Here is a 25,966-nt window from a genome sequence, read left to right as displayed (position 1 = left end):
AAAGTTGTTTAATTTTGCAGATCAACTTTAAAGTTTAAACTTGAAACAGATTTTAAATAACTTAAGTAAGTTAGCCAAAGATAAGCATAACGAGAATAAAAAGTATTTCGATAAGCTTAAAAAGAAACAGCCAAAGAATTTAGATTATATTATGCAGGATTTGCATGATGCTGAATTTAAAAGAACAGACTGTTTGAAATGTGCTAATTGCTGTAAAACAACTGGTCCTTTATTTACAATGGCCGATATCGAAAGAATCTCAAAACATTTTAGACAAAAGCCTCAGCAGTTCATTGAGCAGTACCTTAGAATTGATGAAGATAAAGATTATGTTTTAAAGAGTGTTCCTTGTACTTTTCTGGATAATGAAAATTATTGTATGATTTACGATGTGCGTCCAAAAGCCTGTCGTGAATTCCCACATACCGATCGGAATAAGTTTTATCAGATTTCTAACTTAACATTGAAAAATGTTGAAATTTGTCCTGCTGCATATAATATAGTAGAAGAGATGAAAAAGAAACTTCCGTTATAATAAATTGATAATTGTCCTAAAGAACATCTGGTTTTCTTTTTTTAAGATGTACTTTTGAAAAAGTAATGATTATATACAATCCGAAGAAATACTATTAATTTGAAATTAGAATATTTTATAGCCAAAAGACTTATTACTGCAAAAGATAACAAGAGCAGTATTTCTGCTCCTATAGTTAAAATTGCTATTTCTGCAATTGCCATAGGGATTATCATGATGATTGTTTCTGTAGCAACAGGAATTGGGTTGCAGAAAAAGATACGTGATAAAGTTTCGGCGTTTAACGGGCAGGTTATAATTTCGAATTTCGACAATAACAATTCTGAAGTTACTTTAGTTCCAATTTCAAAAAAACAGGATTTTTATCCCAATTTTAAATCGGTTCCTGAAGTAAGTCATATTCAGGCAATAGCTACTAAGGCGGGAATTATCAGAACAGAAAACGCATTTGAAGGAATTGTTTTTAAAGGAGTAGGGCCGGATTACGATTGGAATAATATTAGCGAATATATAGTAGAGGGTAAATTACCGGACTTTACTAAGGCTTTGAATGAAGATGTCATTATTTCAAAGTTTCTTGCGGATCGCTTAAATTTAAAAGTGGGCGATCAGTTCAATACCTTTTTTGTGAAAGAAGAGCAGGGAAAGCTTCCGAATAGCCGTCGTTTTAAGATTGTGGCAATATTTAATTCCGGATTCCAGGATTTTGATTCTACCTATATTATTGGAGATATTCGTCATATTCAGAGAATCAATAAGTGGAATCAGGATCAAATAGGAGCATTTGAGGTTTTTGTAAATGATTTTGATAATATTAAAAGTATAGGAGATAAGATCTATCAGGAGACAAATTCCAATTTAGACACTAAAACTATCATAGAAAAGTATAGTTATATTTTTGACTGGCTTAAGTTATTTGATTTTAATATTGTCATTATTTTAGCTATTATGATTCTTGTTGCTACTATTAATATGATCGTAGCTTTGTTAGTTCTTATTTTGGAGAGAACTCAAATGATAGGTATTTTAAAATCGATGGGATCAAACAATTGGGCAGTTCGGAAAATATTTTTGTATAATGCTTTTTATTTAATCCTTCGAGGATTGTTTTGGGGGAATTTGATTGGTATATCGATTTTGTTACTCCAGCAGCACTTCGGTATTGTTCAGTTAAATCCTGAGAATTATTATGTAAATCAGGCACCAGTATATTTAAATTGGATTTATATTCTTTTATTAAATTTGCTTACGGTTACTGTTTGTTTTATTGTGCTATTAGTACCATCCTATATAATAACGAAAATATCTCCGGTAAAAGCTATCCGTTTTGACTAGTGGATAGATAAGGTTTCAGTATAATTTTAACCCGACAGTTTTTCAAAACCTGTCGGGTTTGTTTTTTATACATATATATAATAGTGTAATTCCAATTTTCGGTAGAGACGCACCGCAGTGCGTCTAATGCGTATAAAGGACATGAAAGACAGATGAGATTTAAGAGATTGTAAATTGGAATTTGGAATTTGGAATTTCAAAAATTGGGATTTAAATTTTGAGTAGCAATTTCCCGCTATCCGCTTCAATCTTTTTGTGGTGAACCCCACCACAAAAAGGATTTCCGCTTCTATCGGGGCTAGTGGAGCCGTTTTCATAAGAAGGTTTATCTTCAAAAAGCGGCTTCAAAGTTTGAAAATTCCATAAAAACAGAAATCCGAAAAGGGCAATAAGTATCAAATCAACGGATTTTATAGGAAAAATCCTACTTATTATTAAGAAATTTTGTTTTGTAAAGTAGGGGTTATGAGTAAGTTAAGAAATAAGTCTAAAAAAGATTAAAAATAGTTCGGTAAAAAGCTTGCGAAAGCGGAAAAAGGTGCTACTTTTGCACCCGCAACAGCGAAAACGTTCACAGAAATACTGACAGGAAAGAGGAATCAAACGGAAAGAAATTTTCAAAAAAAAAAAATTCGGAAAAGCTTGTGAGATTTGAAAAATGCTTTTACATTTGCACCCCGCAAATACGGGAAGTTCATTGAGGGATTGGGAGAAAAAGTTGAAAAACTGAGACGAAAAAAAAGTTTCAAAATTTTTTAAATTTTTCTTGCGAGAAACAAAAAGAATTTCTAGTTTTGCACCCGCTTTGAGAAACAAGCGAAGGAAACAAAATTACGTTCGTAGACATATTGAATTGACAGCCGTTTTAACAGAGATGTTAGAACAAAATAGAATAAGAGTAATAGAATCGAGAGATTCGAAACAAACCGACTGGAATAAGGCATCGACTATATAATATTAAAATATACGATGAAGAGTTTGATCCTGGCTCAGGATGAACGCTAGCGGCAGGCTTAACACATGCAAGTCGAGGGGTATATTTCTTCGGAGATAGAGACCGGCGCACGGGTGCGTAACGCGTATGCAATCTGCCTTTCACAGAGGGATAGCCCAGAGAAATTTGGATTAATACCTCATGGTATTATAGGGTGGCATCACTTTATAATTAAAGTCACAACGGTGAAAGATGAGCATGCGTCCCATTAGCTAGTTGGTAAGGTAACGGCTTACCAAGGCAACGATGGGTAGGGGTCCTGAGAGGGAGATCCCCCACACTGGTACTGAGATACGGACCAGACTCCTACGGGAGGCAGCAGTGAGGAATATTGGTCAATGGGCGCAAGCCTGAACCAGCCATGCCGCGTGCAGGATGACGGTCCTATGGATTGTAAACTGCTTTTGTACGAGAAGAAACACTCCTTCGTGAAGGAGCTTGACGGTATCGTAAGAATAAGGATCGGCTAACTCCGTGCCAGCAGCCGCGGTAATACGGAGGATCCAAGCGTTATCCGGAATCATTGGGTTTAAAGGGTCCGTAGGCGGTCCTGTAAGTCAGTGGTGAAAGCCCATCGCTCAACGATGGAACGGCCATTGATACTGCAGGACTTGAATTACCAGGAAGTAACTAGAATATGTAGTGTAGCGGTGAAATGCTTAGAGATTACATGGAATACCAATTGCGAAGGCAGGTTACTACTGGTTGATTGACGCTGATGGACGAAAGCGTGGGTAGCGAACAGGATTAGATACCCTGGTAGTCCACGCCGTAAACGATGGATACTAGCTGTTGGGGGCAACTTCAGTGGCTAAGCGAAAGTGATAAGTATCCCACCTGGGGAGTACGAACGCAAGTTTGAAACTCAAAGGAATTGACGGGGGCCCGCACAAGCGGTGGAGCATGTGGTTTAATTCGATGATACGCGAGGAACCTTACCAAGGCTTAAATGCAGACTGACCGATTTGGAAACAGATCTTTCGCAAGACAGTTTACAAGGTGCTGCATGGTTGTCGTCAGCTCGTGCCGTGAGGTGTCAGGTTAAGTCCTATAACGAGCGCAACCCCTGTTGTTAGTTGCCAGCGAGTAGTGTCGGGAACTCTAACAAGACTGCCAGTGCAAACTGTGAGGAAGGTGGGGATGACGTCAAATCATCACGGCCCTTACGCCTTGGGCTACACACGTGCTACAATGGCCGGTACAGAGAGCAGCCACCTCGCGAGGGGGAGCGAATCTATAAAGCCGGTCACAGTTCGGATCGGAGTCTGCAACTCGACTCCGTGAAGCTGGAATCGCTAGTAATCGGATATCAGCCATGATCCGGTGAATACGTTCCCGGGCCTTGTACACACCGCCCGTCAAGCCATGGAAGCTGGGGGTGCCTGAAGTCGGTGACCGCAAGGAGCTGCCTAGGGTAAAACTGGTAACTAGGGCTAAGTCGTAACAAGGTAGCCGTACCGGAAGGTGCGGCTGGAACACCTCCTTTCTAGAGCCCATTTTGTTAGCCTCAGGGCACGAATGGGAAACAAGATGCCACTCTACAGGTTTGGAATTTTAGATTGTATTACTCTTGCTGTTGATTTAAAAAATGATAAACAATTAAGTAAAACAGAGTCTCGTAGCTCAGCTGGTTAGAGTACTACACTGATAATGTAGGGGTCGGCAGTTCGAGTCTGCCCGGGACTACTATTTGACTTAATTAAAAGGAAATTTTAGGGGTTGAGACCTTATGAGCAATAATTCATAACTCATAACTAATAACTCATCACTAAAGAAATGGGGGATTAGCTCAGCTGGCTAGAGCGCCTGCCTTGCACGCAGGAGGTCAACGGTTCGACTCCGTTATTCTCCACTGATTTGCTCCAAGGAGTAGATAAAAGTTCATTGACATATTGAGATAAGAAAATAATAAGAAAGTAGAAAGCGTTTTTGTTATAAGTAACAAAAACAAAAAAAAACGGTCTTGTTTTAAGTAACAAGATTGGTACAATAAGCAAAATAAGGGCGTATGGGGAATGCCTAGGCTCTCAGAGGCGAAGAAGGACGTGATAAGCTGCGAAAAGCTGCGGGGACGAGCACACATCGATCGATCCGCAGATATCCGAATGGGGCAACCCACTATGTTGAAGACATAGTACACCGATAGGTGGGCAAACCCGCTGAACTGAAACATCTAAGTAGGCGGAGGAGAAGAAAACAAAAGTGATTCCGTAAGTAGTGGCGAGCGAACGCGGATTAGCCCAAACCAATTATGTTACGGCATAGTTGGGGTTGTAGGACCACGACATTTTATGCATGCAGAACCGGAACCGGCTGGAAAGTCGGGCCACAGAGGGTGATAGCCCCGTATGGGTAATAAATGTAATGAATAGTGGTATCCTGAGTAGGGCGGGGCACGTGAAACCCTGTCTGAATTTGGCGGGACCATCCGCTAAGGCTAAATACTCCTGAGAGACCGATAGTGAACCAGTACCGTGAGGGAAAGGTGAAAAGAACCGTGAATAACGGAGTGAAATAGATCCTGAAACCATACGCCTACAAGCGGTCGGAGCCCTTAAGTGGGGTGACGGCGTGCCTTTTGCATAATGAGCCTACGAGTTAACGTTGCTGGCAAGGATAAGTGTTTAAGACATGGATCCGTAGCGAAAGCGAGTCTGAATAGGGCGCTTTAGTCAGTAGTGTTAGACGCGAAACCGTGTGATCTACCCATGGGCAGGTTGAAGCTGTGGTAACACACAGTGGAGGACCGAACCGGTTGACGTTGAAAAGTCTTCGGATGACCTGTGGGTAGGGGTGAAAGGCCAATCAAACTCGGAAATAGCTCGTACTCCCCGAAATGCATTTAGGTGCAGCGTTATTTTAGTTATATAGAGGTAGAGCTACTGATTGGATGCGGGGGCTTCACCGCCTACCAATTCCTGACAAACTCCGAATGCTATATAATGATTGATAACAGTGAGGGCTTGGGTGCTAAGGTCCAAGTCCGAGAGGGAAAGAACCCAGACCATCAGCTAAGGTCCCCAAATATATGTTAAGTTGAAAGAACGAGGTTTGTCTGCCCAGACAGCTAGGATGTTGGCTTGGAAGCAGCCATTCATTTAAAGAGTGCGTAACAGCTCACTAGTCGAGCGGACGAGCATGGATAATAATCGGGCATAAACATATTACCGAAGCTATGGATTTGCAAGCAATTGTAAGTGGTAGGGGAGCATTCCAGCAGGGTTGAAGGTGTATCGTAAGGTATTCTGGACCGGCTGGAAAAGAAAATGTAGGCATAAGTAACGATAATGCGGGCGAGAAACCCGCACACCGAAAAACTAAGGTTTCCACAGCTATGCTAATCAGCTGTGGGTTAGTCTGGTCCTAAGGCGAACCCGAAAGGGACAGTCGATGGCCAACGGGTTAATATTCCCGTACTACTTATTGCTGTGATGGGGTGACGGAGTGATGAAAGCGCCGCGAACTGACGGAATAGTTCGTTGAAGTACCTAGCTATAGGTCCTGTAGTGAAATGCGCAGGAACTGGTGAAATACGATAGTACTCGGAGTCTTCGGACAAAGAGATAGTGCGCCTAAGGGCTTCCAAGAAAAACCTCTAAACTTCAGGCAATAAGTACCAGTACCGTAAACCGACACAGGTAGTTGAGGAGAGAATCCTAAGGTGCTCGAGAGATTCATGGCTAAGGAATTAGGCAAAATAGACCTGTAACTTCGGGAGAAAGGTCGCCCTGAGCAATCAGGGCCGCAGTGAAGAGGTCCAGGCGACTGTTTATCAAAAACACAGGGCTCTGCAAAATCGTAAGATGAAGTATAGGGCCTGACACCTGCCCGGTGCTGGAAGGTTAAGAGGAGATGTTATCTTCGGAGAAGCATTGAATTGAAGCCCCAGTAAACGGCGGCCGTAACTATAACGGTCCTAAGGTAGCGAAATTCCTTGTCGGGTAAGTTCCGACCTGCACGAATGGTGTAACGATCTGGACACTGTCTCAGCCATGAGCTCGGTGAAATTGTAGTAACGGTGAAGATGCCGTTTACCCGCAGTGGGACGAAAAGACCCTGTGCACCTTTACTATAGCTTAGTATTGACCTTGGATAAATGATGTGTAGGATAGGTTGGAGACTGTGAAGCGGCGTCGCCAGGCGTTGTGGAGTCATTGTTGAAATACAACCCTTTGTTTATCTGAGGCCTAACCCCGCGTTGCGGGGGACATTGCTTGGTGGGTAGTTTGACTGGGGTGGTCGCCTCCAAAAGAGTAACGGAGGCTTCTAAAGGTTCCCTCAGTACGCTTGGTAACCGTGCGTAGAGTGCAATGGCATAAGGGAGCTTGACTGAGAGACATACAGGTCGATCAGGTACGAAAGTAGAGCATAGTGATCCGGTGGTTCCGCATGGAAGGGCCATCGCTCAAAGGATAAAAGGTACGCCGGGGATAACAGGCTGATCTCCCCCAAGAGCTCATATCGACGGGGGGGTTTGGCACCTCGATGTCGGCTCGTCACATCCTGGGGCTGGAGAAGGTCCCAAGGGTTGGGCTGTTCGCCCATTAAAGTGGCACGCGAGCTGGGTTCAGAACGTCGTGAGACAGTTCGGTCTCTATCTACTGCGGGCGTTAGAAATTTGAGTGGATCTGATTCTAGTACGAGAGGACCGAATTGGACAAACCTCTAGTGTATCTGTTGTCCCGCCAGGGGCACCGCAGAGTAGCTACGTTTGGAAGGGATAAGCGCTGAAAGCATATAAGCGCGAAACCCACCACAAGATGAGATTTCTTTTAAGGATCGTGGAAGATGACCACGTTGATAGGCTATAGATGTAAAGGCAGTAATGTCATAGTCGAGTAGTACTAATAATCCGTAAGCTTATGTACGAACTTTTCCCTCTCTGGTCCCAGACCAGGGAGGGAGGAAACTTTCTTAAACTTAATAAAACTTATTTGTTTCTTTATCTCAGTATGTTAAAATATTGTCCGCACCGCGGAAGGTTAAAGGTTATATGTTATGAGTCAAGCGTTTAAAACGAGAAACTATAAACAACAAACCAATAACCAACAACCTTAAGGTGGTTATTGCGGCGGGGCTCACCTCTTCCCATCCCGAACAGAGAAGTTAAGCCCGCCTGCGCAGATGGTACTGCAGTTTTGTGGGAGAGTATGTCGTCGCCTTTCTTTTAAGAATCCTCATCATGTATTTGATGAGGATTTTTTGTTTTGCAGCACTTTTGGTTTTTTATAAAGAAGCCTAAAATCGTTCTTAAAGTACGATTGCGTTAGGGATGGGAGCGGCATCCTTTTGCTTTTTTCTTTAAAAAGCAAAAGATACAGCGGACAGCCCGGCCCGGAGGGAAACGCCATGATTATTTTTAGAAATGTTTTAAGCTTAATATTTTGTTTTTTTGTCAATTTGTTATTCTATTCTTCTTGGGTAATAATTTCGCTTTAAAAGCTTTTAAAATGATTTATAAAGTTCAGTTTGATTTTTTTGTTTATTGTTTTTCTAATTTGCTTTGTAATTAAAATTTTAAATTTGATTCTCAGTAAAAACAATTCAAAGTATGGATGAATTAATTCGGATTATAAATAGTTTTCAGGAATTAGATTTAGAAACAGAACTTGCCGTGAGAAAGTATTTTGTTCTTGAAAAATTTAAGAAGGATGAAATAGTAATTCAAGGGGGAAAAATATGTGATAAAGTATATTTCATTCAATCGGGGACTGTTCGAAGATTTTGTTTTGAAGATGGAATAGAAGTTACCAAATGGATTTATACCGATAATCAGTTTGTAACCTCTATGAGTAGTTTCTTTGAGCAGAAACCTTCATTTGAAACTTTTCAGACTTGTGAAAATTCGATACTTTATTCACTTTCTTATTCAGATGAACAGATCTTATTGCAATATCCACTCTTTTTAAAGTTTCATATGAACCAGTTACGACTTTATCTTTCTAAAATTAATGAATTTCATCATTTGTTTCGGATTATGACTGCTCAACAGAAGTATGAATTTCTTTTAGAATTTTTTCCTCAAATTATTATTAAGGCCAAATTAAAATATATTGCTTCTCTTATTGGTGTTAGTCAGGAAACTTTGAGCAGAATTCGGGCTTCAATTTCTTGATATTACATCAAAAAATATTCTTTCTCTTTTTTTGATTTTTGTAGACTATTTTAAAAAGTTCAAAAATTGAAAAACACTTTTGTTCATACGAACGCTTCTTTGGGAGTTAATATTACTCTCGGAAATTTTACGACTATTGAAGATGATGTTGTAATTGGTGACAACACATGTATTGGGAATAATGTTACCATATTAAGCGGTACAAGAATTGGAGCAAACTGCCAGATTCATTCCAATTCAATATTAGGTGGAATTCCTCAGGATTTAAAATATCGGAATGAATATACCTTGTTAGAAATTGGGAATGATAATATAATTCGGGAGTTTGTCACGATTAATAAAGGAACAATTTCCAAAATGAAAACGCTCATCGGAAATTCTAATTTAATAATGTCTAATGCTCATATTGGACACGATTGTATAATTGGGAATAATTGCGTTATTGGTTTTAGTGTTGGAATGGCTGGCGAGGTAGAAGTTGGTGACTGGTCAAATATTAGCGGGTTGACAGCTGTGCATCAATTTTCGATTATTGGAGAACATACCATGATTAGCGGTTTAAGTCGAGTTGTAAAAGATGTTCCTCCTTACATTATGGCTGCGAACGATCCTTTACAGTATTTAGGGTTGAATTTGGTTGGATTAAAGAGAAGAGGATTTAATTCTAAGAAACTGGAAGAAATTAAAGCGATTTATAGAATTTTGTTTCAGGAAAAAAGAAACACAAAATTTGCTGTGCAGTTAATAGAAAATGAATTTGAGCAGACTATAGAACGCGATAAAGTTTTAGATTTTGTACGCCAATCAAAACGCGGTATTATAAAAGGCTATCGAGAGTGATTTTAATTTTAATGAGCCTGTTGTATGATTTCCAATTTTACTAATTTTATTTAATTATTTTAATTGACCATTTTATGACAGAGTATAGTGCAAATCCTAAAGTTGATTTTTATTTCGAAAAAGAAGAAAAATGGCAGGTGGAACTAGAGTTGTTGCGAAGCATTGCTTTAGATTGTTATCTTAATGAAGAATTAAAATGGGGAAGTCCATGTTATACTTTCGATAAAGCGAATATTGTTTTGATTCATGCTTTTAAAGAATATTGCGCTTTTTTGTTTTTTAAGGGCGCATTGATGAAAGATGCAGATAACATTTTAATTCAGCAGACGGAAAATGTTCAGGCAGCGCGCCAGGTTCGTTTTACTTGTGTTGATGATATCTTAAATGTAAAAGATTCTTTAAAAAGATATATTTATGAAGCCGCTGAAATTGAAAAAGCAGGTTTAAAAGTAGAATTGAAAAAGGTTTCTGAATTTGAAATAGCAGAGGAGTTCCAAGTTAAACTGAATGAAAATCATGATTTGAAAAAAGCTTTTTATGATTTAACTCCCGGAAGACAGAGAGCTTATTTGCTTCATTTTTCTCAGCCAAAACAATCTAAGACAAGGGAAGCAAGAGTGGAAAAAAATATTCCGCAAATTTTAGCAGGTAAAGGTTTAAACGATTAGCTTCAGCCAAAACATAAAAAAAACTCCTTTGAATTTAAAGGAGTTTTTTCTGTTTTTATAGTCTAAGAAATTGGCTCCTCGACTACGTTTCTTTTCTTAATCGAAATTAATGATTGCAATAGAATTGAAGTCATAATTAAACTTATCCCAATATAAAATGAAAAATTAATCGATTTTCCTTCATCAAAAAATAGAAAAGCTAATATAATTGCATAAATAGGTTCTAAGTTAAAAGTTAAGTTTACAGTAAATGCCGGGATTTTTTTGAGCGATTCTGCAAACATCACATATAAAGCTACAGTACAACAAGAAGCTAAAACAAACAAATAGAAAGTATCTTTTAAACTCGGAATAAAAGATTCTTCCGGAAAATAATAAAAGTAAATTGGCAGTGTCAATCCTAAAACAATAGTTCCGCCAAGCATTTGATAAAAGTTAATCAATTTACTGTCGTAAAACTGAACTAATTTCTCATTATAAATCGTGTACAAAGCAGCAAATGCGGAAGAAATTACTCCAAGTAGGATTCCGAGTTGATAGGATGAATCAAAATGGAAAATCAGACTAATCCCTAAAAGCGTAAATAAGCTTAGCAGTCCCTGAACTAAATTAAATTTCTTTTTATTTATAATCGGTTCAAAAATGGCTGTAAAGAAACTTGTTAAACAATAACAGACTACGCCAATTGAAATGTTAGAATATTTAATGCTGGCATAGAAAAAAATCCAGTGAATGGTAATGAGTATTCCTGCTTTGGAAATTTTTGCTATTTCTGAAAAAGATTGAAGTCCTTTTAGCTTATATGATTTTAGAATAAAAAATAAGATTATTGAAGCAAATAACACTCGGTACCAAACCAATGTTAGTTCATTAAGCGCAATAAGTTTTCCGAAAACGCCGGTAAAACCAGCTAGTAACACTGCGGTGTGCAGTATCAAATATGATTTTTTCATAAGAAGTTGTCTATCCCTTTTGAGGATTTATTTTTGAATATTAATAATTTTTTATTTGAGATAAAGACACGGAATAATAGACTGATAAATTTCAGTCTAGTGTCAATACTAAAGAAGTATTATTAATTTCAAGGAGGAGGAAGACAACCTTTTAAGCTCATATTTGTTTTTGTATTTGAGCAAACTTAGGGAAAAGAGGTTGAATGAAAAAGTTTAAAAAGTTATTTAAATGTGAAAATTCTAACTTTTAAGTATTATTAGAATTTAAAATGCTCTATATCTCATTTTGATTTGAATATTTATTTGTAAACTTGCGACCGCTCCAAATGATTAACTAAAACTAAACCACATTCAACTTAATGGAAACGAATAAAATACCTTCGTCAGTGCTGCAGACCAAACAACATTTTGAAATTTTAGATGGACTTCGTGGCGTTGCAGCCTTTGCCGTTGTTGTTTTTCATTTTATGGAATGGATTTTTACAGATCCGAGTAAAAATTTTATTGGTCATGGTTTTTTAGCTGTTGATTTTTTCTTTTGTCTTTCCGGTTTTGTAATTGGATATGCTTATGACGATCGTATTGCAAAAATGGGAATTTGGAATTTTTTTGTAGCCAGGATTATTCGACTTCATCCTTTAGTTATTGCAGGATCTATTTTAGGATTATTAGCCTTTTTATTTGATCCGTTTGGAGGTCATCTTGAATTGTATAGTGCAGGTAAAATTGTTTTGACTTTTATTTGCTCCCTGTTTTTAATACCATTTCCTGTAATTGCAGACCGAGGTTTTAATCTATTTAGTTTTAATGCGCCGGCATGGTCATTGTTTTGGGAATATATTGCCAATATAGTTTATGCTGTTATACTTTACAGAATTCGAAAAAACTTTCTTTTTGTGCTGACTATTATAGCCGCTTTTGCAATTTGTTTTGTGGCATACAATTCCGGTAATTTATTAGGAGGCTGGAGCGGGCCGACTTTTTGGGATGGCTGTGCGAGAATATCCTATTCTTTTTTAGCGGGATTACTAATCTACCGTTTTAATTTAATTATAAAAAGTAAATTAGGTTTTATTAGCTTAAGCGGATTATTGTTATTGGCTTTTATAATGCCGTTTTCAGAATGGAATTGGATGACAGAGCCCTTAGTCGTTTTGTTTTATTTTCCATTGCTAATTTCATTGGGAGCAGGCGCAGTCTTAAAACCTGGATTAGAAAAAATCTGTCTGTTTTCTGGAAACATTTCTTATCCGTTGTATATGACGCATTATGCGGTTTTATGGATGTTTGGAAATTATTATACTAATTATAAACCAGACACATCGCAGTTAGCTTTTATTGTACCAATTGCAGTTGTTTTGCTGGTTGGATTCGCTTATTTAGTTATGATATTTTATGATGTTCCAGTAAGGAATTATTTAAATAGTAAACGAAAGGAAAAGCTTTCTAAACAAAAAACTCCATTATCATGATGGAGTTTTTTTATAGTTTGATTTTTTAACTAAAATATACAATCAGTACAGCTCGTCCTTTGAAAAATACAATTCAGTAAATAAAAATTGATTTCTTTTTTTATTGGGAATACTTTTACATCAAAATCAAAACAACCATAACCATGAAGAAATTTTTAAAAATTCTTAAAATTACATGCATTACCTTTTTGAGTATTATTTTAATTTTAATTGCGTATTTGTATGTCAGCAGTAAATTGTTTTTGGAATCCAAAAAAGACGAAAACATTAGTTATTTGTCCAAAAATAATGTTGAGATAAAATCCTCAATTGATGAAAAATTGTTTGATGCCGATTTTTACAAATCACAAGTATTCTTATTGGGAGAAATTCATGGTTATGCAGACAATCAGACTATAGATAAAGAAATGCTTTTTTTCTTCAATAAAAAATTAGGGATCAAGTATTATATTGCCGAAATGGATAGTTTGACGGCTAAGAATTTAAATAGTTTTTTATTAGAAAAACAAAAAAATAAAACAATTTTGAAAGAAGTTGTGGGATCAATTAAGAAAAGAATTCCACAGCAATCAAGTCAGGAATTATTAGATAAATGGAGTGCTGTTTATGATTACAACCAGAATTTGGCTGATTCTTTAAAAATTACCGTAATCGGAATTGATAAAAATTTTGATGATGAATCTAAAGGTTCAAGAGATGAAGCAATGGTAAGTAATCTTAAAAATACGATTAAGAAAAGGCATCTTGAAAATGAAAAATTCTATGGTCTTTTTGGATATTTTCATACACTGCAAAAGAAAACCGAATCTGGCAGAGCAACTTTTGCGGCAGGATTAAAAGATTCCGGTTTTAAAGTAACCAGTTTTGTAAGTTATACAATTGACAGTGAGATGTATCTTCCTAAAAATCCTCAGTTTCCAACTCCGGAAGACGAAAAAGTAGACTGGTTAAATGCCGATGGTCCATTTATGCTTGTAAAAGGAATCAATGATTTAAAAGAAGTAAGTAAGCCAAATGCTGTAACTCTTTTTAAACTGAATTCAAAAAACTCGCCTTATTTCAATTCGCAAAATTTGATTACTGTAAAGTCCAGGGTATTTGGAGAAAACATTGTTCCTTTGAAAGATGCTTTTGTGACTGATTATTTTCAATATGTGTTTCTGTTGAAGAATTCTAAAGCCTTGACGAAATTGAAATAAAGTCTTTTTATAATTTTTTATGAGCTCCATTAGAAATAATGGAGCTTTTTTAGTATTAAGAAAGTAACGTTTATTTATTAAGTATAGCTTCTACTGAATTGCTAAGTTCTTCCAGGTTGTTTTGCTTGTTATTAGTCATTAAAATAATCGTGAAGTTAAGATTGCTGATTAATAAAGCCTGATAATTAAAAGCCGCGCCATCATGTATATGACTGGTTACTTTTCCGTTTTCGATAGTACCACCACCAAGACCGGTTTGATTGTCCTTAGAAAAAGGTTCAAAAAGTTCGCGTGTCGATTGCTGATTAATAATCTTAAACGAATTAACAGCTTCCGACCATTTGTAGAAATCCTTTAAATTTAAAGCTGTCCAGCCTGAAATGTTGTATTTCAGAATATCTGGTTTTCCTTCTTTGTTAAAAGATTTTGCGAAAAGAGATTCGTTTTCGCCAGGATCTACAACGGCATTTTTAATTCCGATAGGTTTCAAGATTTTCTTGATCACAAAAGAATTGAAACTCATATTTGTGATTTTTTCAATAATACGTCTTTGCAAAAACACATTATTATTGTTGTAATCGTATTGAGTTCCTGGTTCGAATTCTAAAGCTGAAGTCTTTTGCAGAAAAGCCATATTGTCTGAATCCTGATTGACTTCATTCCATTTTATTTGAGGAAGTCCGCTGGTGTATTGAAGCAAATTGATAATCTTGATTTTATTGGCCCAGGACGGAAGTTCAGGGAGAAATTTAGAAACCGAATCGTCCAATTTTAATTTTCCCTGCTCTTTTAGCATCATAATTCCGACAGCATTAAATTCTTTAGCGATTGAACCAATATGAAAACGATACTCTTTATTTAATGGAATGGTGTTGCTTGCATCGGCCTGACCGAAAGCCTTTTCATAAAGTATCTTTCCTTTTTTGGCGACTAAAACATTTCCGTTAAAAGTTTTGGCTTGAAGTGCTTTCTGGAATAAAACATCCAGTTCAGTTTCTATTTTATTTGTCTGGGCATAAGAATAATTACAGGTTGTGAATGCAATAGTAAAAACTACAATTTTGATTTTTTTGATGATGATGTTCATTTTGGAAATTTTAATAAAAATAACTAAAACTTCATTAGAAATAGTTTGAGGTCTTATTTTCTTGTGTTTAAAAAAACTTTAAAAGCAAAATAATTGTATATTTGAAACGCAAAAGTATAGACTTTGCTCTATGCTTTATTGTTTTAGTATAAAAAAAATAGTGCCATGCTTATAAACGAATTATCAAAAAAAACGGGATTATCAATTCATACGATCAGATATTATGAGAATTTAGGAATGATCAAGGGATTGACCGATGAAAAGGTGAAATCTAATAACTACAAACATTACAACACTAATACGATTGAGCGTTTAGAGATTATCATAGAAGCCAGGGAAGTGGGTTTTAGTTTAGCAGAAATAAAAAAAATATTGACCAGCTGGTTCGAAACCACCGATTCGAAACCCGAAACACTGGAGCTTTTTCAGGCTAAAATAAAAGAGATTGATGATAAAATGAAGTATTTTAAGCAAACCAAGAGACTTCTTGAAAAAGTATGTGAGAAAATACAAAATAATGAGTGATTTTTAAAGTCTAAAATGTGTAAAACTCCCTAAGGAATTAAGGAGTTTTTTTGTGTTTTTTACCGAGTTCTTTAGAAAATTAATAGGAGGTTGTGCAAATAGTCTTATATTCGCTTTTGAATAAAAGTTGTATTCTGAAGAAAAAAAAATGAACACATTGAAATCTATAAGGTACTATATAAACAACAAATAATAATCAGGAACTACAAGAATAAATTATGCAAGAAGAAATAACCAAACATTCAAACAAAATTTACAAAACGGTGAAAAATTCAGAACACACATTGGGAGAGAAAGTAAAAGAAATCATAATAGAAATATTCATAATTGTTTTTGCTGTAACGCTTTCAATATGGCTGCACGGTTGGAGTGAGCATAGACACCAACAAAAAGAAGTAGCTGTGTTTCTTGCCAATTTAAAGAATGATCTACAAAATGATCTAAAAAGTATCGATAATGAAGTTGAAGCCTATCAAAAGACAAATGTAGACTATGAAAAAATTTTAGCATTAACGACTTCGCAGCTTGATAGTATTTATAACGCAAAAAGTAAAGTTGATTTTCCAATTTATTCACATGGGCAAACATTGACTGTGGGTAATTATGAAGGTTTTAAGTCAAGTGGTAAGCTTGGCTATATTGAAGACGAAAAATTAAAACAGAAAATCTTGAACTATTACCAAATATATGTACCGGCAGCAAACGAAGTTGATAAAATGTACACTGAGTTTTTGTTTAAGTGTTTTGATAAAGAAATAGAAAATGCAGATAAGCCAGAACAAAAACTATATTCAGATCCAAAATATAAAAAGACACTTGCATATCTTGTCAAACTAGGTAAGAATAATATAAGAGTTTATAAAGAAAATACAAAACCTCTCGCAGTTGAACTTATTAAAGAAATTGAAAAAGAGCTGAATAAATAAAAAGAAAAACTCCATTAGAAATAATGGAGTTTTTTTATGCTAATTTAAATTTGTTAATAAAAAGAGTTTGTAAATCACTTACAAGAATTTCTTTTTCAATTTCTCTAATGCAATTATATCAGCTTGTAAAACAAAAGGATTGTTTTCTGAATTAATGTTAATCCATTCCAGTTTTTCTAACCCTGGAATTTGAACATGTAAATCTTCAATATTAAGTATTTTGACAGTATAATAAATATTGAGAATCTGTTTGTTGTCTTTAATTCGGGATTCTATAAAGCTTTCCTGAGTATAATGATGATCTAGGATTTCAATTTTTAAGTTTAATTCTTCTTCAAATTCTCGATGAAGACATTCAATTGTTCCTTCTCCAAATTCAAGACCACCTCCTGGCAATTTGCATATTGGTGTTCCTGCATATTTTTCATGCAGTGCCAAAATTTTATTGTCATTTATACAAAAGGCATAAACTCTAACATTAAATCCGATCAGTTCCTTCATAATTTTAAATTTTTGATGTAGAATATTATTGTTTCTGATTTATCATAGTACGGCAATAATTCACAATCTCGAATGCATAAAGAATGTCTCCGATATTTATTTTAGTGTTTGACAATACTTTTCTGTGATTACGTGTAATGTAAACTCCGGTTTTTAATTTGAATATTATATTGCCATGATTTTTATTTCCAAAAACTTCAATTTCATTGGTAAATTCTTCCCAAGGGTAAGTTTGCATTTTACCCCAGCGATAGCAGACTAATTTGTTTTCAGTACCAATAAAATAACCGCCAGATTTAAATAGTCCAAAAACGCCAAGTAAAAAACAGATAATTCCCGGAAATAAAAACAAACTAAAATATAAAAGATCTGGAATTTCTTTGACTGAAATTGTATAGTCTCCAGAGAAAAAATCCCAATCGAAAGCTGAAAATATTAAGGATATTACTAAAATCCAAAAGAGCCCAAAACCAATTACATGCAGACAATTTCTTATTGGTTGGTCTTTTTTTGCTTTTATGAGAAAAACAATTTTTTCTGCTCCAACTGCTTCTTTTAATATATCTGGAATTGTAACATTTTCTATCATATTTTTTGAATGTTTTTTTGGGAGAAGGCAAAAAAAAACTCCTTAATTTCTTAAGGAGTTTTTTGGTGGGCGATGAGGGGTTCGAACCCCCGACCCCCTCGGTGTAAACGAGGTGCTCTGAACCAGCTGAGCTAATCGCCCTATTTTACTAGGTTGCTATCGTTTGTGATTGCGAGTGCAAATATACGCTAGTTTTTGAGTTCTGCAAAGAAATTCGAATAAAAAATAAAACTTTTTTAAAAATAATTTATATCTCCTTGTTTATGAATTTGTTATTAAATCGGTTTTTTTGATTTTTTTTCTATATCAAAAGTATATTTTAGTTCAAAGGCAATTCGGCAACCACAAAAGTGCTTCCTCCAACATAAATAAAATCACTTTCCGAGGCATTTTTCTTGGCTTCCGCGAAAGCGATTGCAACAGAATCGTATTTTTCTCCAATCAAACCAAAATTTTGAGACGCATTTTGTAACGTTTCGGCAGGCAAAGCTCGGGACGAATTCGGATGACAGAAATAATAATGCGCTTCTTTTGGAAACAAAGGTAAAATCGAATCCAAATCTTTATCATTCACAACACCCAAAACAATATGCAGTTTTTCGTATTTCTCCTTTTTTAACTGATTCATTACAACCGATAATCCGTGTTTGTTGTGCGCCGTGTCGCAGATTATTTTCGGGTTTTCTCCCAATTGTTGCCATCTTCCTTGCAACCCCGTGTTTTTTACAACATGCAATAAACCTTCTTTTAATTGTTCTTCAGAAATTTTAAAATCGGTTTCATTATTCAGAATAGAAATCGTCTGCTGAACCGTTTTTTTATTGTGAAACTGATAATCTCCAATCAAATCCGACAAATAAATCTGATCAATTAAATCGGAAGCCAAATAAATCGGAGCGTTATTTTCTTCGGCTTTAGCCAAAAATACAGGTTTGGTTTCAACTGTATATTCGCCAATTACAACAGGAACATTTGGTTTAATAATTCCGGCTTTTTCGCCTGCAATCGCTTCCAGAGTATTTCCTAAAAACTGCGTATGATCTAATCCAATATTAGTAATTACCGAAACCAAAGGCGTAATAATATTAGTAGCATCCAATCTTCCGCCCAGACCAACTTCAATAATCGCAATGTCTGTTTTCTCGGAAGCAAAATAATCAAAAGCTAAACCAACCGTCATTTCGAAGAAACTCATGTCATTGGCTTCAAAAAACGATTTGTGTTTGGCAATGAATTCAATGACAAACTCTTCAGAAATTTCCTGACCGTTTATTTTAATTCTTTCTCTAAAGTCTTTTAAGTGCGGAGAAGTGTACAATCCGACTTTGTAACCTGCCTCTTGTAAAACAGAAGATAACATATGAGAAGTAGAGCCTTTTCCGTTGGTACCAGCCACATGAATGCATCTCAATTGCTTTTGAGGATTGCCAAGATGCTCCGCTAATAATTTAATGTTGGTTAAATCTTCTTTATAAGCTGAAGCTCCCTGTAATTGGTACATTGGAAGCTGATTAAACATCCAATTGGTAGTCTCTTGATAGTTCATTTATTTTGGATAAAATGGTTGTCGATTGAAATAAATTTCGATTTTTGTAGTTTAATATAACAGCGAAAATTATCTTTATTGCAAATTTCAAATATTTTTTAGAATTAATTATTAAAAACCAGAATTAATATATGTTTAGTTTTATTCAATTACAAACAGATACAATCGCAAATGCTTCAAATGTAGTGATCGAAAAGATCGCGCCGGAACAGGAAATATCAATGTTTGGATTCATAATGAAAGGGGGAGTTTTCTTAATTCCGATTGCGATTTTATTGTTTTATACCATTTATGTGATCTTTGAACGTTATATGTACATCAGCCGAGCATCCAAAATTGACACTCGTTTGATGCAGGATGTTGGAGATAAATTAAATTCTGGAAATATTGAATTAGCAAGAACCATTGTAGAAAGAAGTGATACAGCAGCAGCTAATATTTTAAAAGAAGGTGTTCTGGTAATTGGAAGACCAATCGCTGAAATCGAATCGAACATGGATCGTGCTGCCGATATCGAAATTGGAGAAATGGAAAGACGTTTAGGCCACCTTGGACTTATTGCAGGTATTGCACCAACTCTTGGTTTCATCGGAACAATTTCTGGGGTTATTAAAATTTTCTACAGTATTTCGGTTACCGAAAACATTAGTATCGGAAACATTTCCGGAGGTTTATACGAAAAAATGATCAGTTCAGGTTCTGGGTTAATCGTGGGAATTATTGCCTATTCGGCTTACCACTTATTAAACGGAAAAATCGATGATTTCGCTTTAAAAATTCAGAAACAGATTTTAGAATTTGTCAACATAATTCAAAGAGCATAAGGTATGTCTATTAAAAGAAAAAGAAGATTTCACGCCGAAGTAGCGACTTCATCTTTGAGCGACATTATGTTTTTCCTGTTGTTGTTTTTCTTAATTATCTCAACACTGGCAAATCCGAATGTGATTAAGATGACGCTTCCAAAAGCGAAATCGAACGAAAAAACAAACAAGCAGTTAATCAGTTTGTCGGTTACAGAAGACAAGCAATTTTATATCGATAAACAAGAAGTTCCTTTTGAAGAACTGGAAACTACTTTAATGAGCAAGTTAGGAACAGATAAAACGCAGACTGTTGTCGTGCGAATTCCGTTCAATTTACAAGTTCAGGATTTAGTAGATGTTTTACAGATAGGAGTACGAAATAATTTAAAGTTTGTAATTGCAACTAGTCCAAAGTAGATTTATCATTAGGGCGTGACCACAATAAAAAAATGGGCCAATCAGCATAACGTTGATTCGCCCATTTTTTTATTGCGGTCGGGCTATCCGCTCCGCCGCGGCGGATAGCTCCTATCCCTCACGCGGAAAGAGAGTATAGAAGAAAGAGTATAGATTGAAAGAAAAGTAACCATAAAGTATGTCATTTCGACGAAGGAGAAATCTCCACGAGTAGCTCTACAAAAATTGGATTATCGTTACGGAGTTACTTACGAAGATTTCTCCTTCGTCGAAATGACAAAATAGAAGAAAAACAAAAGGCTTTCAGAATTTCTAAAAGCCTTTTTCTATAATATAGCAGATTCGTGAAAATCTGTGCAATTCGTGTTTTAATCCAAACTAAAATTATAAATAATTCTCCCAACTTGTTTAGCTGCAGCATTAGCATCGGCAGACCATTTGGTGTTTAACGCTGCTATTTTAGCTTGCTCTAATAAACAGCTTGCTGTATTTGTTGTTCCTTTTACTCCAGGAGTTGCGCTTATTGTTTTACCATTTTGGTCAACCGTAACTTCTACAACAACTTTACCTTCTTCATTACAAGTATATTTAGGAGCAGGTTTCGATAGTGCTTTGCGGCCATTTAGAGTATATCCCGATCCTCCGCCAGAACCTCCGCCGCTTCCGGCTCCATAACCGCTTCCGGTTCCAATACCATTTCCAGTTCCGTTGCCGCCTCCGGTTCCTCCGCCAGAGCCTCCAGATCCGTAATAACCATTAGAGTTTAAATTTCCGTTAGATTTTCCTTTATTTCCAGCTACTTTATCGTCTCCGTCGCCCCCTTTGTTTGAACCTTTTAAGATACTAGATAAAGCATCGTTGGTAGAATTTGAAACTTTTGGTTTTTCAGGCACAGGTTTCGGTTCCGGTTTTGTAACAGGAACAGGTTTCTTTGGTTTTTCTTTTGTCGGAATTACAACGTCTGTTTCATCAGCAGTAGAATTTTCCTGAGTTATTGTGGCCTCTTCAGGCGCCGCTTTTGCAGCAACTTGTTTTACATTGTTTTTTACATCCAGCACTTCACTTTTATAATTCGCTCCGGAACCTAAATCACTGTCTCCAAAATTTACAGTCACGCCACCGCCACCTCCGCCGCCATCAGCAAGTGCTACATTATTTTCCGGGTTATAAGGAGGCCAAAAGCGTATAAAAAAAAGCAATGCGATTATTGCTGCATATATAGCAGTTGTGAGTAAGAGTGATTTCTTTTTATCTGAAGAAATAGTGAGACTCATTATGATTACAAATTTTGAAATGTATTATTTTAAAAACGTTTAAAAGTAGTAAAAATTGTTTAGAATGAAAGTGTCTGATGTAATTATACCGCAAAGTACGCTAAGGTTTGCGCAAAGAAACGCAAAGTTTTATTTAGTATAACTTTGAGTAAATCCTAAGATTAAAAGTTCGCAAAGCTTCATGTATATAAAGCTTTGCGAACTTAATATTTAGATATTGCTTGCGTCCCAATTAAAATATCTTAGTGTGCTTTGCGTTAAAAAAATGCTTGTTGTTTACCGCAAAGCACGCTAAGGTTTGCGGAAAGAAACGCAAAGTTTTATTTGCCTTAAACTTTGAATAAATCTTTGAGATTAAAAGTTTACAAAGAATTACTTGCACAAAGCTTTGCGAACTTAATATTTAGATATTGCTTACGCTCCAAATTAAAATGTCTTAGCGCGCTTTGCGTTAAAAAAATCTACGACACAAAAAAAGCGAGCCAAATATAATTCAGCTCGCTTATACTAAAGTATAAAAAAAATTACACTAACTGTTTCAATGCAATTTCAAAAGCAGTTGCACTAATATTTGTTTTAGCTGAATTCAAAGCGTGAGCTTTTACAATTGCATTTTTTATAGTTTCTGAAGTATCGTTAAATATAGCTTCGTCAGTCATTTGAACTTTTTTCTCCATGAAATAAGCAAAAACTCTCGCCATTCCGCAGTTTGAAATGAAATCTGGAATCAAACTTACTTTGCGGTCTACTTCTTCCATAATAGAACCAAAGAAAATTTCTTTATCAGCAAAAGGAACATTCGCTCCACAAGAAATTACTTCTAAACCATTTGCGATTAAGCTGTCGATTTGGTTTTGAGTAACCAATCTTGAAGCAGCGCAAGGTGTGAAAATTTCAGCACCGATTGTCCAGATTTTAGAATTGATTTCTTCAAACGGAATCATATTGCCGGCTACTAATTTATTTCCGTCTTTGTTTAAAAACAACGTTCTGATTTCTTCAAACGAAAAACCATCTTCTTTAATTAAACCTCCGTCACGGTCAATAATTCCGATTACTTTTGCGCCCATTTCGGCTAAGTAAAAAGCAGCAGCAGAACCCACGTTTCCAAAACCTTGTACGATTGCCTTTTTTCCTTTTATTTCTCCACCGTAAGTTGAGTAGAAATGACGAACAGCTTCGGCAACACCAAAACCGGTAATCATGTCTGCAACCGTATATTTTCTGGTAACGTCCGGAGAGAATTTTGGGTTTTCGATTACCTTAATTACACCTTGACGCAATTGTCCAATTCTATTGATTTTATCGGCTTCAGTTGGACGGAAATGTCCGTTGAAAACACCTTCCTGAGGGTGCCAGACACCACACTCTTCTGTCATTGGGATTACCTCGTGAATCTCATCAACATTTAAATCTCCTCCAGTTCCGTAGTAACTTTTTAATAAAGGAGAAACCGCTTTGTACCAACGTTGTAAAACTCCTTTTTTGCGCGGATCGTTCGGGTCAAAATTTATTCCAGATTTAGCTCCGCCAATGGCAGGGCCCGAAACAGAAAATTTAACTTCCATAGTTTTTGCTAAAGACAAAACCTCATTCATGTCTAAGCCTTTTCTCATTCTTGTTCCTCCACCTGCAGCTCCTCCGTGAAGTGAATTAATGACAGTCCACCCTTCGGCTTCTGTTTCTGAATCTTTCCAATTGAAAACAATTTCAGGTGCTTTGTTTTCAAATTGTTGTAATAAATCTTTCATTTTGTTGTGATATGTTTATTTTGCGTAAATGTATAAAATAGAATAATGCGAATAATGTATTCCGCATCAAATTTAGTAAACAAAAAGAAAAAGCCGAAAACTATTTGGTTTTCGGCTTTCTGAATATTTAAAAAATTAAGAACTATTGTCCTAATAAGTGTTTTTTCAAAGTTTCGTCAACTGGTTTGTCAGAGAGCCAGATTCCGAATAATGCTTTTTTGAAATCAAATCCTGCAATTTTGCCTTTTAGTACTTCATTTTTAGAAACATAAACATTTTGATCTAAAGGATTATAAGCTAAAATAAAGACATCTTTTTCTGTAATAGGATCGCTTAAGAAACTTTTTAGCTGCTCAATTCTTGGACGTAATTGTTCCAAATTTTCCCCGGCCGATTTTTCAAAACCGGTATTCATGGCTTTTGTCAATTTGTTAGAAGAAACCATAGAAGAAGTAATTTCAATTCTAACTGCCATTTCTGTATCACTGTCAATAATGAATTGTGGATCCTGAGTTAATTGCGATAAATACAATGCCTGAACATAAACTTCCAACCACATTTTGGATCTTCCGCCAGCGCCATTTAGTTGTAAAGGTTTGCCTTGAAATTCTATTTTTCTTGGAACAGTTACGCCATTTACTTCAATTTGAGTTTGTGCTGAAACGGTATAAAAAGGGAGGATTAAAAGGAGAGTAAATAATAGTAAAATCTTTTTCATGTTCTGTCAATTTTTTATTTTTTGGTCAAAAATAATGTTAATTTCTTAATATTTGGTTCAAATTTAAGATGTTTTTTTTCTGTAAAATTTACATTTAATTTCTCTATAATATTAATAATCAAATTAGTAGGAGTTGTTTTACGTAGTTTTACTCGATTTAAGAATTGTTTAACTTTTGCTTTTGAAAAATTGATCAATATTTTTAGTTTTTTGAATATTTTTTTGAGAAAATACCATCCAGAATTTTAAAAGATTTGTTGCGAGATTAATGTTCATTTGAATAAAAAGATAAATAATTACGAAAACGTTATCGTTATCTTTGCTGATCTATTAATTTTGTATGCATGCATTGTAAATTACACTTTAAAAAAGTATCTTTGGAAGCCTTTGAACTGAAAAGTTTGGGTGCTAAAAAAAACAAAAACATAAAAAACCATCAACTAAAAGTTCTGTTTGAAATTTGGTTGAAAAAACATTTAAAGTATACTACTATGGATTTTAATCTTACCGAAGAACATTTAATGATTCAGCAGGCAGCAAGAGATTTTGCTCAAAATGAACTATTGCCGGGAGTTATTGAACGTGATGAAAAACAAATTTTTCCAACAGAGCAAGTCAAAAAAATGGGCGAACTCGGATTTATGGGAATGATGGTGGATCCTAAATACGGTGGAAGTGGTCTTGATGCGATTTCTTATGTGATTGCAATGGAAGAAATTTCTAAAATTGATGCTTCGGCTTCGGTGGTAATGTCTGTAAACAATTCATTAGTTTGCTGGGGACTTCAAGAATATGGGACTGAAGAACAAAAACAAAAATATTTACCAGGTTTGGCTTCGGGAGAAATTCATGGCGCTTTCTGTTTAAGTGAGCCGGAAGCCGGAAGTGATGCAACTTCTCAAAAAACAACTGCGGTTGATATGGGAGATCACTATTTGGTAAATGGAACTAAAAACTGGATTACAAACGGAAACACTGCGTCTGTATATTTAGTAATTGCGCAAACACATCCGGAATTAAAGCACAAAGGAATCAATGCTTTGATTATGACCAAAGATATGCCGGGTTTTGCTGTTGGGCCAAAAGAGCAAAAAATGGGAATCCGCGGTTCTGATACACATTCTTTAATGTTTACTGATGTAAAAGTTCCTAAAGAAAACAGAATCGGTGAAGACGGTTTCGGATTTAAATTTGCTATGAAAACATTAGCCGGTGGAAGAATTGGTATTGCTTCTCAGGCATTAGGTATTGCTTCAGGAGCTTACGAATTAGCTTTGAAATATTCTAAAGAACGTAAAGCATTTGGAACAGAAATCTGCAATCATCAGGCAATTGCTTTTAAATTGGCAGATATGGCTGTAAATATTGAAGCAGCACGTCATTTATGCATGAAAGCAGCTTGGGATAAAGATCAGCATAAAAACTACGATGTGAGCGGTGCAATGGCAAAATTATTTGCTTCGCAGGTTGCAATGGATACTTCTGTAGAAGCTGTTCAGATTCACGGAGGAAATGGTTATGTAAAAGAATACCATGTAGAGCGTTTAATGCGCGATGCAAAAATTACCCAGATTTACGAAGGAACTTCTGAAATTCAGAAAATCGTAATTTCAAGAGCTGTTATCGCTGGATAAAATTAGGTTGCAATAGATTTGAAAACCCTTTCAACTTTTAGTTTGGAAGGGTTTTTTTATGAATATTCTATTACTTTTCAT

At 35.6% G+C, this 25,966-nt stretch carries 20 protein-coding genes, 3 tRNA genes and 3 rRNA genes; 17 read left to right on the top strand and 9 right to left on the bottom strand.

Going from position 1 to position 25,966, the window contains the following annotated elements; all coding sequences use genetic code 11:
* Positions 1 to 40 precede the first annotated feature (40 nt).
* The 10 genes from HYN56_RS02460 to HYN56_RS02410 all read left to right on the top strand — a co-directional run bounded on the left by HYN56_RS02460 (position 41) and on the right by HYN56_RS02410 (position 10,487).
* Entirely contained in the window at positions 41 to 535 is a 495-nt protein-coding gene (locus HYN56_RS02460) for a YkgJ family cysteine cluster protein (protein WP_109190724.1), read from the top strand.
* A 99-nt stretch (positions 536 to 634) separates the two neighbouring features.
* Positions 635 to 1,870, top strand: a complete 1,236-nt coding sequence (locus tag HYN56_RS02455) for an ABC transporter permease (protein WP_109190723.1) — start codon at positions 635 to 637, stop codon at positions 1,868 to 1,870.
* Positions 1,871 to 2,836: 966 nt separating this feature from the next.
* Positions 2,837 to 4,350: ribosomal RNA gene (locus HYN56_RS02445) — 16S ribosomal RNA — on the top strand.
* A gap of 126 nt (positions 4,351 to 4,476) precedes the next feature.
* Positions 4,477 to 4,550: transfer RNA gene (locus HYN56_RS02440), tRNA-Ile, on the top strand.
* Between the two features lie 92 nt (positions 4,551 to 4,642).
* Positions 4,643 to 4,716: transfer RNA gene (locus HYN56_RS02435), tRNA-Ala, on the top strand.
* 135 nt (positions 4,717 to 4,851) lie between these two features.
* Positions 4,852 to 7,732, top strand: a 23S ribosomal RNA gene (locus tag HYN56_RS02430).
* 187 nt (positions 7,733 to 7,919) lie between these two features.
* Positions 7,920 to 8,029 (top strand): 5S ribosomal RNA (gene rrf / locus HYN56_RS02425).
* The 16S, 23S and 5S rRNA genes sit together here with 2 tRNA genes alongside, the layout of an rRNA operon.
* A 386-nt stretch (positions 8,030 to 8,415) precedes the next feature.
* Complete coding sequence (locus HYN56_RS02420) at positions 8,416 to 8,979, top strand: Crp/Fnr family transcriptional regulator (RefSeq protein ID WP_109190721.1); 564 nt, start codon at positions 8,416 to 8,418, stop codon at positions 8,977 to 8,979.
* Positions 8,980 to 9,045: 66 nt separating this feature from the next.
* Positions 9,046 to 9,819, top strand: coding sequence for an acyl-ACP--UDP-N-acetylglucosamine O-acyltransferase (gene lpxA / locus HYN56_RS02415; protein WP_109190720.1), 774 nt, complete (start codon positions 9,046 to 9,048; stop codon positions 9,817 to 9,819).
* 74 nt (positions 9,820 to 9,893) lie between these two features.
* Entirely contained in the window at positions 9,894 to 10,487 is a 594-nt protein-coding gene (locus tag HYN56_RS02410) for a YdeI/OmpD-associated family protein (protein WP_109190719.1), read from the top strand.
* Positions 10,488 to 10,549: 62 nt separating this feature from the next.
* On the opposite strand, the gene HYN56_RS02405 is transcribed toward HYN56_RS02410, so the two are convergent.
* Entirely contained in the window at positions 10,550 to 11,440 is an 891-nt protein-coding gene (locus HYN56_RS02405) for a DMT family transporter (protein WP_109190718.1), read from the bottom strand.
* A gap of 359 nt (positions 11,441 to 11,799) precedes the next feature.
* Here HYN56_RS02405 and HYN56_RS02400 point away from each other — a divergent pair, with 359 nt between their 5' ends.
* Positions 11,800 to 12,912 (top strand): acyltransferase family protein, encoded by a 1,113-nt coding sequence (locus tag HYN56_RS02400; protein ID WP_109190717.1) that lies wholly within the window; start codon positions 11,800 to 11,802, stop codon positions 12,910 to 12,912.
* Between the two features lie 143 nt (positions 12,913 to 13,055).
* Positions 13,056 to 14,111, top strand: a complete 1,056-nt coding sequence (locus HYN56_RS02395; protein ID WP_109190716.1) for a hypothetical protein — start codon at positions 13,056 to 13,058, stop codon at positions 14,109 to 14,111.
* A gap of 70 nt (positions 14,112 to 14,181) precedes the next feature.
* On the opposite strand, the gene HYN56_RS02390 is transcribed toward HYN56_RS02395, so the two are convergent.
* Positions 14,182 to 15,198, bottom strand: a complete 1,017-nt coding sequence (locus HYN56_RS02390) for a serine hydrolase domain-containing protein (RefSeq protein ID WP_109190715.1) — start codon at positions 15,196 to 15,198, stop codon at positions 14,182 to 14,184.
* Between the two features lie 165 nt (positions 15,199 to 15,363).
* Here HYN56_RS02390 and HYN56_RS02385 point away from each other — a divergent pair, with 165 nt between their 5' ends.
* Positions 15,364 to 15,723 carry a MerR family transcriptional regulator gene (locus tag HYN56_RS02385; RefSeq protein ID WP_109190714.1) on the top strand — a complete coding sequence of 120 codons (360 nt, stop codon included), beginning with the start codon at positions 15,364 to 15,366 and terminating at the stop codon, positions 15,721 to 15,723.
* A gap of 218 nt (positions 15,724 to 15,941) precedes the next feature.
* On the top strand, positions 15,942 to 16,649 hold the full coding sequence (locus HYN56_RS02380) for a DUF6090 family protein (RefSeq protein WP_109190713.1): 708 nt from the start codon (positions 15,942 to 15,944) through the stop codon (positions 16,647 to 16,649).
* 78 nt (positions 16,650 to 16,727) lie between these two features.
* Here the strand turns inward: HYN56_RS02380 and HYN56_RS02375 are convergent, their stop codons facing one another.
* The 4 genes from HYN56_RS02375 to HYN56_RS02360 all read right to left on the bottom strand — a co-directional run bounded on the left by HYN56_RS02375 (position 16,728) and on the right by HYN56_RS02360 (position 19,285).
* A complete protein-coding gene (locus HYN56_RS02375; RefSeq protein WP_109190712.1) occupies positions 16,728 to 17,150 on the bottom strand; it encodes an NUDIX domain-containing protein in 423 nt (140 codons plus the stop codon).
* Between the two features lie 25 nt (positions 17,151 to 17,175).
* Positions 17,176 to 17,739: a hypothetical protein gene (locus tag HYN56_RS02370; RefSeq protein WP_109190711.1), complete on the bottom strand. Its 564-nt coding sequence runs from the start codon at positions 17,737 to 17,739 to the stop codon at positions 17,176 to 17,178.
* A gap of 63 nt (positions 17,740 to 17,802) precedes the next feature.
* Positions 17,803 to 17,880, bottom strand: a tRNA-Val gene (locus HYN56_RS02365).
* 178 nt (positions 17,881 to 18,058) lie between these two features.
* Complete coding sequence (locus tag HYN56_RS02360) at positions 18,059 to 19,285, bottom strand: bifunctional folylpolyglutamate synthase/dihydrofolate synthase (RefSeq protein WP_109190710.1); 1,227 nt, start codon at positions 19,283 to 19,285, stop codon at positions 18,059 to 18,061.
* 131 nt (positions 19,286 to 19,416) lie between these two features.
* On the opposite strand from HYN56_RS02360, the gene HYN56_RS02355 reads away from it, so the two are divergent.
* Positions 19,417 to 20,109 carry a MotA/TolQ/ExbB proton channel family protein gene (locus HYN56_RS02355; protein ID WP_109190709.1) on the top strand — a complete coding sequence of 231 codons (693 nt, stop codon included), beginning with the start codon at positions 19,417 to 19,419 and terminating at the stop codon, positions 20,107 to 20,109.
* A 3-nt stretch (positions 20,110 to 20,112) separates the two neighbouring features.
* A complete protein-coding gene (locus tag HYN56_RS02350) occupies positions 20,113 to 20,508 on the top strand; it encodes an ExbD/TolR family protein (RefSeq protein WP_109190708.1) in 396 nt (131 codons plus the stop codon).
* A 368-nt stretch (positions 20,509 to 20,876) separates the two neighbouring features.
* On the opposite strand, the gene HYN56_RS02345 is transcribed toward HYN56_RS02350, so the two are convergent.
* The 3 genes from HYN56_RS02345 to HYN56_RS02335 form a co-directional block, all read right to left on the bottom strand.
* Positions 20,877 to 21,782 carry a hypothetical protein gene (locus HYN56_RS02345; RefSeq protein WP_109190707.1) on the bottom strand — a complete coding sequence of 302 codons (906 nt, stop codon included), beginning with the start codon at positions 21,780 to 21,782 and terminating at the stop codon, positions 20,877 to 20,879.
* 524 nt (positions 21,783 to 22,306) lie between these two features.
* Positions 22,307 to 23,533, bottom strand: coding sequence for a Glu/Leu/Phe/Val dehydrogenase dimerization domain-containing protein (locus tag HYN56_RS02340; RefSeq protein WP_109190706.1), 1,227 nt, complete (start codon positions 23,531 to 23,533; stop codon positions 22,307 to 22,309).
* A gap of 142 nt (positions 23,534 to 23,675) precedes the next feature.
* The gene (locus HYN56_RS02335; protein ID WP_109190705.1) at positions 23,676 to 24,251 is read right to left on the bottom strand and encodes a chalcone isomerase family protein; all 576 of its coding nucleotides are present in this window, start codon (positions 24,249 to 24,251) and stop codon (positions 23,676 to 23,678) included.
* Positions 24,252 to 24,742: 491 nt separating this feature from the next.
* On the opposite strand from HYN56_RS02335, the gene HYN56_RS02325 reads away from it, so the two are divergent.
* Complete coding sequence (locus HYN56_RS02325; RefSeq protein ID WP_109194701.1) at positions 24,743 to 25,885, top strand: acyl-CoA dehydrogenase; 1,143 nt, start codon at positions 24,743 to 24,745, stop codon at positions 25,883 to 25,885.
* Positions 25,886 to 25,966: the final 81 nt, after the last annotated feature.

The organism is Flavobacterium crocinum (assembly GCF_003122385.1).
In the GTDB taxonomy this organism is placed as follows: domain Bacteria; phylum Bacteroidota; class Bacteroidia; order Flavobacteriales; family Flavobacteriaceae; genus Flavobacterium; species Flavobacterium crocinum.
Note: the sequence above shows the minus strand (reverse complement) of the source record. Positions and strands in the feature narration are given on the sequence as shown.

What these genes read in the sequence shown, in the direction of transcription:
- HYN56_RS02420 (WP_109190721.1), top strand. Translation starts at nt 8,416, where the DNA reads ATGGATGAATTAATTCGGATTATAAATAGTTTTCAGGAATTAGATTTA.
- HYN56_RS02410 (WP_109190719.1), top strand. Translation starts at nt 9,894, where the DNA reads ATGACAGAGTATAGTGCAAATCCTAAAGTTGATTTTTATTTCGAAAAA.
- HYN56_RS02405 (WP_109190718.1), bottom strand. Translation starts at nt 11,440, where the DNA reads ATGAAAAAATCATATTTGATACTGCACACCGCAGTGTTACTAGCTGGT.
- HYN56_RS02400 (WP_109190717.1), top strand. Translation starts at nt 11,800, where the DNA reads ATGGAAACGAATAAAATACCTTCGTCAGTGCTGCAGACCAAACAACAT.
- HYN56_RS02395 (WP_109190716.1), top strand. Translation starts at nt 13,056, where the DNA reads ATGAAGAAATTTTTAAAAATTCTTAAAATTACATGCATTACCTTTTTG.
- HYN56_RS02390 (WP_109190715.1), bottom strand. Translation starts at nt 15,198, where the DNA reads ATGAACATCATCATCAAAAAAATCAAAATTGTAGTTTTTACTATTGCA.
- HYN56_RS02385 (WP_109190714.1), top strand. Translation starts at nt 15,364, where the DNA reads ATGCTTATAAACGAATTATCAAAAAAAACGGGATTATCAATTCATACG.
- HYN56_RS02380 (WP_109190713.1), top strand. Translation starts at nt 15,942, where the DNA reads ATGCAAGAAGAAATAACCAAACATTCAAACAAAATTTACAAAACGGTG.
- HYN56_RS02375 (WP_109190712.1), bottom strand. Translation starts at nt 17,150, where the DNA reads ATGAAGGAACTGATCGGATTTAATGTTAGAGTTTATGCCTTTTGTATA.
- HYN56_RS02370 (WP_109190711.1), bottom strand. Translation starts at nt 17,739, where the DNA reads ATGATAGAAAATGTTACAATTCCAGATATATTAAAAGAAGCAGTTGGA.
- HYN56_RS02360 (WP_109190710.1), bottom strand. Translation starts at nt 19,285, where the DNA reads ATGAACTATCAAGAGACTACCAATTGGATGTTTAATCAGCTTCCAATG.
- HYN56_RS02355 (WP_109190709.1), top strand. Translation starts at nt 19,417, where the DNA reads ATGTTTAGTTTTATTCAATTACAAACAGATACAATCGCAAATGCTTCA.
- HYN56_RS02350 (WP_109190708.1), top strand. Translation starts at nt 20,113, where the DNA reads ATGTCTATTAAAAGAAAAAGAAGATTTCACGCCGAAGTAGCGACTTCA.
- HYN56_RS02345 (WP_109190707.1), bottom strand. Translation starts at nt 21,782, where the DNA reads ATGAGTCTCACTATTTCTTCAGATAAAAAGAAATCACTCTTACTCACA.
- HYN56_RS02340 (WP_109190706.1), bottom strand. Translation starts at nt 23,533, where the DNA reads ATGAAAGATTTATTACAACAATTTGAAAACAAAGCACCTGAAATTGTT.
- HYN56_RS02335 (WP_109190705.1), bottom strand. Translation starts at nt 24,251, where the DNA reads ATGAAAAAGATTTTACTATTATTTACTCTCCTTTTAATCCTCCCTTTT.
- HYN56_RS02325 (WP_109194701.1), top strand. Translation starts at nt 24,743, where the DNA reads ATGGATTTTAATCTTACCGAAGAACATTTAATGATTCAGCAGGCAGCA.